Below are 7,853 nucleotides of genomic sequence, written 5' to 3' on the forward strand. Positions count from 1 at the left end.
AATTACTTATCTATACGTGTCACCTTGAACTCGGTGCGGCGGTTGCGCTGGTACTCGGCTTCCGTCTTAGCGTTTTTCACAATGGGCCGGGTTTCGCCGTAGCCGCGGGCCGTGATGCGGCTCTGGGCGATGCCTTTGCTCACGATGTAGGCTACGGCCGCTTCGGCGCGCCGCTGGCTCAGCTTGAGGTTATAGGCGTCTTTGCCGCGCTGGTCGGTGTGCGAGCTTAGCTCGATGTTGATTTTGGGGTTATCCTGCAAGGTGAGCACCAGCGTATCGAGACGCAGGGCGGCATCAGGGCGGATGTTGAACTTGTCGTAGTCATAGAAAATATCCTTGACCTCAATGGCGCGGTTTACCACTATCTTATTGAGCGTCAGCGTCACGGGTAGCCGGATTTCGGTTTGCGGCTGGGTCAGTGTTTCCTGGCTGGGGTAGCGTCCCACGGTGCTCAGGCTGGTGCGGGCCGTGAAATCGTTATTACGGTCGGCGAAAAGCGCATAGGTCTGGGCCGAGTCGAGCCGCGCCGAGAACTTGCCATCGGGGCCGGTGAGCACGTCCTGCTTTTGCCCGCTGCCGCTGGTGATGGTCACGGTTTCGCTGGGTACTGCCGTGGTGGTGTTGGCCTTCGTGTCGCGCTCCAGCACCGTGCCATCGACGTAGAAAATAACTGTCTTGCGTGCCTTTTTCTTAAACGTGTATAAGTCGTCGGAGCCCTTGCCGCCCTCGCGGTTGGAGGAAAACACGCCCACGCCCGGCGCGGTAAAAAAGGGCGCAAAGTCGTCGGCCGCCGTGTTCATGCCCGCGCCCAGGTTGACGGGCTTGCCGCCCTGCACCTGAAAAATATCGAGTTTGCCGAAGCCCGGGTGCCCGTCCGACGAGAAGTACAGCGTGCCATCGGGCCCTACGCCGGGGAAGTTGTCGTTGCCCACCGAGTTGATGGTTTCACCCAGGTTCTCGGCCGCCGAAAAGCGGCCGTTGCTGCCCAGCGTGGCCTTGTACAGGTCGTTGCCGCCCAGCCCGCCCTTGCGCCCCGAGGCGAAGTAGACTGTGGTGCCGTCGGGCGCGAAAACCGGCGCAAAGTCGTCGGCCGTCCGGTCGTTGATGTTCGCCAGCACCGGCTCGACCCAGGCCCCGTTGCGGTAGTATGAAATCCACAAATCCACGCTGCGGTAGCCCTTTTTCGAACCATCGTTCGAGCGGGCAAACACCATCGTTTTGCCGTCGGGCGTGTAGGTGGCGCTGGCTTGCAGCTCGTTAGCGTTGTTGAACAGCGGCTCCAGCTTGCGCGGGGTGCCGCCGGTCATGGCCGCCGGGTCATCAAATTTCTGCGCGTAGAGGGCCGTAAAGCGCTCGCCGTTGCCGGGGTAGGGCTTGCCATCGCGCCCCGAGGCAAACACCAACTCGCCGCTGTTGGGCATGCGGGCCGCCGAAAAATCGGAGCTAGGTGAGTTTACCGCGTCGAGCGGGGCCACGTCGTAGGCGGCGGCCGTGCCGGCCAGCGCCTTGCTGGCGTTAGCGCTGCGAGCAGCGGCTTCGGCATGGCTGGCCAGGGTACGGTTAGTGCCGCTTTGGGCGTAGGTGGTGAAGCGCGTGGCGGCCTCCTCAAACTTGCCGCCGGCTTGCAGCGCCTCGGCGTAGCGGTAGCCGAGGTCGGCGGTGCGGGCGTTGCCATCCACGGCGGCCTGGTAGTAGGGCAGGGCCTGGTCGATGCGGTTGGACAGCCGGTAGGCCTCCGCAATGCGGTAGTTGGCGATGGCCGCGCCCTTGCCCTTGCCCTTGGTTGCGTCGGCCTTGTAGAGCGGAATGGCCGCCTCGTATTCGCCGCGCATGAAGCGCTTATCAGCCTTGCTCAGCTTGCCCGAACTGGCGCAGCCGCTTAATGCCACGGCCGGGCCAGCCACCCCGAGTAATACTAGTTTTCTGAGGGACGAGGAGCGGGTAGGGAGAGCCATGCAGCCGAAATAGCGAGTCTATTGGTTTACTAAACAATAATACAACCGTTTGGGCGGGCCCGTTCGTGCCTCGCCTTCAGCTAGGCCGCAAAATAGGTAGCTAGCCAGGTTTGGCCGGCTGGGGCTGGCCACTGCTCGTCCAGTTCGCTCTTGGTAGTCAGCGTGTTATTGAAGTACAGCGTATTAACCTGCACCTGCCCGGCGGCAATGGCCGCGCGCAACTCGGGCCGGGTGAGGAAGCTCAGTTCGCCATTGCTCAGAAACGCCATGCGTGACTTTTCCAGCAGCGTCAAGCCCAGCCGCTGTTCCAGCTCCTGCACAAAGCGCACCGACGCGTCGATGGAGCAGCCGCTGGCCCCGGCTACCGCCTCGTCGAGCCCAATCACCAAAAACTGCCGGTGCAGAAACTGCGCCGAGGCCGCCAGCTGCCGCCCGTGGCTCGTCCACTCCTCCGCAAAAGCGGCCAGGCGCGGCAGCAGCGGCATCAACTCTTCCTCATTGAGGGGGCGGCTGGCTTGGTAAATCCACACGCGGGCCTGCGGCGGCAGGTGGTCAAAGGCTACATACATAAATCGCAGATTTAGACAGATTGCGCTGATTCGGGTGGCGCAGTTTTGCGCGGGGCGAATTTTAGGCCAGCCCCGGCGCAAAGTACCAACTTTTAAAAGTGGAAACCACGAAAGGGGCGCTTGACAACTTTTGCAAGCAAAAGCCACCAAGCGCCCCACCCTCAAAACCACGCCAGCCGAATCAGCGAAATCAGCGCAATCTGTCTAAATCTGCGATTAGCGGTTAATGCCTTCGGCGCTGGCAATTAGCTCGGCCAGGTCAAACACCTGGACGTTAGCTTCTTGCTCCTTGTTTTTTACACCGTCGCTCATCATAGTCATGCAGAAGGGGCAGCTTACGGCGATGATAGCACCTTGCAGGCTGTGCTCGCTGGGAGTGCTACGCTCAGTTTCGACGCCGCGCAGGTTGTCGAGGGCCGCGGCCTGGCCGCTGAGGGTAGCCAGGGCTTCCTCGGTGCGCTCGATGTTGATTTCCTTCGTGCCGGGCTCCGACTCCTTCCACATTTGGGCGCCGCCAGCGCCGCAGCACAGGCCGTTGGCCTTGCTGCGCTTCATCTCCACAAGGTCGGCGTCGAGGGCGGCCAGCACGTCGCGCGGGGCTTCGTAGATGTTGTTGGCGCGGCCCAGGTAGCAGCTGTCGTGGAAGGTGATGCGGCGGCCCTTGAAGCTTTCGCCACCGCTCACGGCTACTTTGCCCTCATTAATAAGCTGTTGCAGGTACGTGCTATGGTGAATAACCTCGTACTCGCCGCCCAGCGCCGGGTATTCATTCTTGATGGTGTTGAAGCAATGCGGGCAGGCCGTCACGATTTTCTTGATGCCGTAGCCGTTCATCGTCGTGATGTTTTGCATAGCCTGCATCTGAAACAGGAACTCGTTGCCGGCGCGCTTGGCGGGGTCGCCGGTGCAGCTTTCTTCGAGGCCCAGCACGGCGTAGTCGGTGCCCACGTGCTCCAGAATGCGGGCAAAGGCGCGCGTCACGCGCTTATAACGGTCGTCAAAAGCGCCGGCGCAACCCACCCAAAACAGGATTTCGGGTACTTTGCCCTGCGCCGCGAGGTCGGCCACGGTAGGCACGGTGAGTTGGCGCTTGGTGGGGGCGGCAGGGGAGGAGGTAGGAGTCATATAGAAGGCTACTGCTTATAAATCAATACTATACTGTGGCTTTCTCGGCGGCGTACAGCTCGTCGGCCCAGTTGAGGCGGTCGGAGGGCGAGAAGGCCCACGGCGCGCCGTTGTTCTCGATGTTGGAGAACATGACGTTCAGCGAGTTAGGCGCGGCCGACTCTTCCAGCACCAGGAAGCGGCGCATTTCGATGATGCTTTCCAGGGGGTTGATATTCACGGGGCAGCTTTCCACGCAGGCATTGCAGGTGGTGCAGGCCCACAGCTCCTCGGGCGTCACTTTGCCGCGCAGCAGCGTGGCGCTCATTAGGTCGGTAACGGGCTCGTGCTTAGCTTCTTCCCCATACACGTTGGGGTGGAAGATGAGCGGCGAGTTATACTTCTCCTCCACCCGGTCGCGGGTATCCATAATGATTTTGCGCGGCGACAGCAGCTTGCCCGTGAGGTTGGCGGGGCACACCGAGGTGCAGCGGCCGCACTCGGTGCACGAGTACGAGTTCATAAGGGCCGTCCAGGGCAGGTCCTCCACGTCCTTGGCCCCGAAGGGCGTGGGCGCCACGGCCGAGCCGTCGGGGTTGGTAGCGGGCGCGGGCACCGCGTAGCTGGGGTCCATCATGGCCTTCACCTCGTGGGTGATGCTCTCCACGTTGCTAAACTGCCCCTGCGGCACCAGGCGCGAGTACCACACATTCGGGAAAGCCAGAATGATATGAAAGTGCTTGGAGCTGGGCAAGTAGTTGAGAAACAGTAGGATGCCCGTAATGTGAACCCACCAGGCGGCGCGCTCCATTACTTCCAGCGTAGCCACGCTGGTGGCCGGCAGCAAGTTGGCCAAAAAGTGACTGACCGGGAACGCGCCCGGCAGTTCCTTGCCCTCCATCTGGTGCAGCCGAATATCGGCTGAGTTCATGAAGAACAGCGCCAGCATCAGAGCCACCTCGATGTAGAGAATAATATTGGCGTCGAGTTTGGGCCACATGCGCAGCTCGGGGCCGGTGAAGCGGCGCAAAGGTGGGTTGTGGTTACGGCGCCACCAGAAGGCGGCTACCGCAATGAGCACCAGCGCCGCCAGCACCTCGTTGGTCGCCATGAGAGCGCTGTACACCGGCCCCAGGAAGCGTAGAAAGCGGTGCGTGCCAAACAGGCCATCGATGATAATCTCGATAACCTCCACGTTGATAACGATAAAGCCCACGTACACAATGAGGTGTAAAAACGCCGGGGTGAGGCGTTTAAACATCTTCTGCTGCCCGAAGGCCACAAGCAGTGTTTTGGTAAAGCGTTCAGCGGCGTGACCGCTCGCGTCGCGGTCGCGGCCCACGAGAATATTGGCCCTGATTTTCTGAACCTGCCAGGCAAACAGGCCGAAGGCTGCCAGTAACAGCAGCGCGAAAAGGATGGGTTGCAGCATAGACGGTAAAGATAAGCGGCGGGGTGGGATGGGGCTGCAAATTAGTAGGCATGACGACTACTTTCTGCCTTCGGCCCTGGCTTTATATTCGCTAAAAGAAATTTTTTCGCATCATTTCTTGCGTCGTAACGCATTTTTAGTACCTTTGCACTCCCAAGCAGCTCAAAAGCTACTTGGGGCAAAACGGCGACATAGCTCAGTTGGTAGAGCACAGCACTGAAAATGCTGGTGTCGTTGGTTCGATTCCAACTGTCGCCACAAAGAAAGGGCCTTTAGCAGTACGCTAGAGGCCCTTTTTGCGTTCCAATATGCAGCCGCTACCGACCCCGAATGGTATCGAGCAGGTTGGTTTTGCGCTTGATGAAAACGTAGCGGATAGAGAAGGCCGTGGGGAACCGGGCGTAGTCGTTGCCGCTAAACTCGACGGTGGGCTTGAAATCGAAGCTGAGTACCACGGGCAAAAAGGCCACCTTGTATTCGACGCCTACCAGCCCGTCGAGGCCGCTGAAGCCGCCCGCGTCTTTGTTGTGCCCCACGTGGCCGCCCGCCCCAAAGTAGTAGTTGAGGCTAGGCCCCAGAATACCAAAATGGTACTCGCCCAGTACCGTGCCGCTGTACTCGCGCTGACCCAGCCCGGCAATGCCCTCAATGGTGACTCGCGAGGCCACGCGCTGTTGCAGCGTGATGCCGTAGTTGCCGCCCCCCAGCCGGGCGCCCAGCGCAGTAGTGTATTTTTGGGCGGCGGCCCCGTGGCCGAAGCCCAAAAACAGGGCCAGCAGCCCGCAGAGGCGAACAAAGTGTGGGTGCGTCATAAGTGGTAGCAAAGCAAGGCTGGCGTGGCGTTGGCAACTACGATGCCAACGCCAGCCCCCCGGCCGCTAGTGCGCCCCGCATACTTATTATGGCCCGGTTACGTATAAGATTCCGGCTTTTGCAGCTTTTTCTCCGGGCCTAACGTTTGTTAGCCGGACCTTTGTACTGATATTTTCTCACCCACTACCCACTGCGTGTACTTGCATTACGTGGCCTCCTACCTGCCGGCGGCCGTTGTTACCAACGAACATTTTACCCGTCTCAACGGCCTCGCCTCCGACTGGATAACCGAGCGCACCGGTATCCGGGAGCGGCGTAAGGCCGGGCCGGACGAAAATGCGAACACGATGGCCATCGCGGCCACCCACGCCCTGGTGGCGGGGCTGCCTGACTTTAACCCGGCCAGCATCAACCTCATTGTGGCCGGCACCTATACGCCGCACGACACCATTTATACCGCCGCCCACGCCGTGCAGCGCGAGCTGAATATCAACGAGATACCGGTGGTCAGTATTTCGTCGGCCTGCTCGTCACTGCTCAACGCGATTGAGATTGTGGAGGGCTACTTTGCTCTCGGCAAAGCTAGCTGCGCGCTGGTAGTGGTAACCGAGCATAACACGGCCTACAACAACGAGGAGGACACGATGGCGGGCCACCTGTGGGGCGACGGCGCGGCGGCGCTGCTTTTTACCAAGGAGCGCCTGGCCCCCACCGACCTGCGCGTGGTGCAGGTGCTTACGGGCGGGGCCGCGCCCATGGGCAAGGCCGACGAAGCCGTAACCCTCAAGCCCGTAGATAAAGGCATCGTGATGCCGTTTGGGCGCGATGTGTTTCAGCAGGCCTGCACCTATATGGCGCGCATCACACAGCAATTACTTGATGCCAACGGGTTGACAGTAAATGAGTTAAGCTACCTTATTCCTCACCAGGCTAATCTGCGTATCTCGGCCAACGTGGTAAAGCAGCTGGGCCTCGACCCCGCCCGCGCCGTGAACAACATCGAGCGCCTAGGCAATACGGGCTGCGCGGGCGCGGCTATTGGCCTAGCCGAAATCTGGCCCAATATCAAGCAGGGTGACAATCTGATTATCACCGTATTCGGCGGCGGCTACTCCTATGGGGCCATGCTGCTGGAGAGACAGTAAGCAATTGGTAATGAGCAATTATTAGTAAGAAGCTATTTTATGCTTCTTAACTGATTGCTAACTGATAACTGAAATTTATGCTGCCGCCTGCTGCTGCTTTTTTGCCCGAAATCACGTTTCAGACCAGCCGGGCCAGCGGGCCGGGCGGGCAAAACGTAAACAAGGTGGAAAGCCGCGTGGAGCTGCGCTGGCACTTGCAGGAGTCGGGGGTGCTCACGGCGCTGCAAAAGCAACTCATTTTGGAAAAGCTGGCGGGGCAGTTCACCGCCGAGGGTCTCCTGCAAGTAATTGCCCAAGACGACCGCAGCCAGCTGCGCAACAAGGAAATTGCGCTGGCCCGCTTCTACGAGCTGCTGCAAAAAAGCCTGCGCCGCCCCAAGCCCCGCCGCGCTACCCGCCCCGGGGCCGGCGCCGTGCGCAAGCGCCTGGAAGGCAAAAAGATACAAAGCGAGAAGAAAGCCAACCGGCGGCGACCCGAGTAGCGGCTGGCCTGACCACTGCACATAGGTTGCCGCCCAGCAAGGCTCAAAAAGCAGAAAGGCCCACCCCTTCAGGGTGGGCCTTGGTGAAGTAGAAGGCAGGTAGAGCGAGTGGTTGGATAGGGTAGAGGCGGGGAAGAGCGGCTAGTAGGCGTGTTTCATAGTCAGAAAGGGCGAGGGCACTGCGCGGGGGAAGGCGTATTTTCTAGTACAAAGGAATGAGGCTAAGTGTATGGTCCCGGAGGATGGGGGAGGGATTTTGCGTCGTAGCTTTCAGGCCAACTTATGGGAAAACTACCACACGGCTGCGCCACAACAACGCCGGCAACTCGGCGCCTTATCCAGCAAAGTGCAGA

Annotated in this window: 7 protein-coding genes and 1 tRNA gene; 3 read left to right on the forward strand and 5 right to left on the reverse strand. The window is 60.2% G+C overall.

Going from position 1 to position 7,853, the window contains the following annotated elements; genetic code table 11:
- Positions 1-2: 2 nt before the first annotated feature.
- The 4 genes from QMK33_RS22255 to QMK33_RS22270 form a co-directional block, all read right to left on the reverse strand.
- A complete protein-coding gene (locus QMK33_RS22255) occupies positions 3-1,955 on the reverse strand; it encodes a CHU_0125 family OmpA-like outer membrane integrity protein (RefSeq protein ID WP_283566831.1) in 1,953 nt (650 codons plus the stop codon).
- 80 nt (positions 1,956-2,035) lie between these two features.
- Positions 2,036-2,524 carry a hypothetical protein gene (locus tag QMK33_RS22260; protein WP_283566832.1) on the reverse strand — a complete coding sequence of 163 codons (489 nt, stop codon included), beginning with the start codon at positions 2,522-2,524 and terminating at the stop codon, positions 2,036-2,038.
- Positions 2,525-2,740: 216 nt separating this feature from the next.
- The gene (locus QMK33_RS22265) at positions 2,741-3,649 is read right to left on the reverse strand and encodes a (Fe-S)-binding protein (protein WP_283566833.1); all 909 of its coding nucleotides are present in this window, start codon (positions 3,647-3,649) and stop codon (positions 2,741-2,743) included.
- Between the two features lie 28 nt (positions 3,650-3,677).
- Positions 3,678-5,060 (reverse strand): 4Fe-4S dicluster domain-containing protein, encoded by a 1,383-nt coding sequence (locus tag QMK33_RS22270; RefSeq protein WP_283566834.1) that lies wholly within the window; start codon positions 5,058-5,060, stop codon positions 3,678-3,680.
- A gap of 185 nt (positions 5,061-5,245) precedes the next feature.
- Here QMK33_RS22270 and QMK33_RS22275 point away from each other — a divergent pair.
- Positions 5,246-5,318: transfer RNA gene (locus QMK33_RS22275), tRNA-Phe, on the forward strand.
- Between the two features lie 59 nt (positions 5,319-5,377).
- Here QMK33_RS22275 and QMK33_RS22280 read toward each other — a convergent pair.
- On the reverse strand, positions 5,378-5,872 hold the full coding sequence (locus QMK33_RS22280; protein ID WP_283566835.1) for a hypothetical protein: 495 nt from the start codon (positions 5,870-5,872) through the stop codon (positions 5,378-5,380).
- A 195-nt stretch (positions 5,873-6,067) separates the two neighbouring features.
- Between QMK33_RS22280 and QMK33_RS22285 the strand changes: the two genes are divergently transcribed.
- Complete coding sequence (locus tag QMK33_RS22285) at positions 6,068-7,018, forward strand: 3-oxoacyl-ACP synthase III family protein (RefSeq protein WP_283566836.1); 951 nt, start codon at positions 6,068-6,070, stop codon at positions 7,016-7,018.
- Between the two features lie 77 nt (positions 7,019-7,095).
- Positions 7,096-7,500, forward strand: coding sequence for an alternative ribosome rescue aminoacyl-tRNA hydrolase ArfB (arfB, locus tag QMK33_RS22290; RefSeq protein ID WP_283566837.1), 405 nt, complete (start codon positions 7,096-7,098; stop codon positions 7,498-7,500).
- Positions 7,501-7,853: the final 353 nt, after the last annotated feature.

It is taken from the genome of Hymenobacter sp. H14-R3 (genome assembly GCF_030063445.1).
Classification (GTDB): Bacteria; Bacteroidota; Bacteroidia; order Cytophagales; family Hymenobacteraceae; genus Hymenobacter.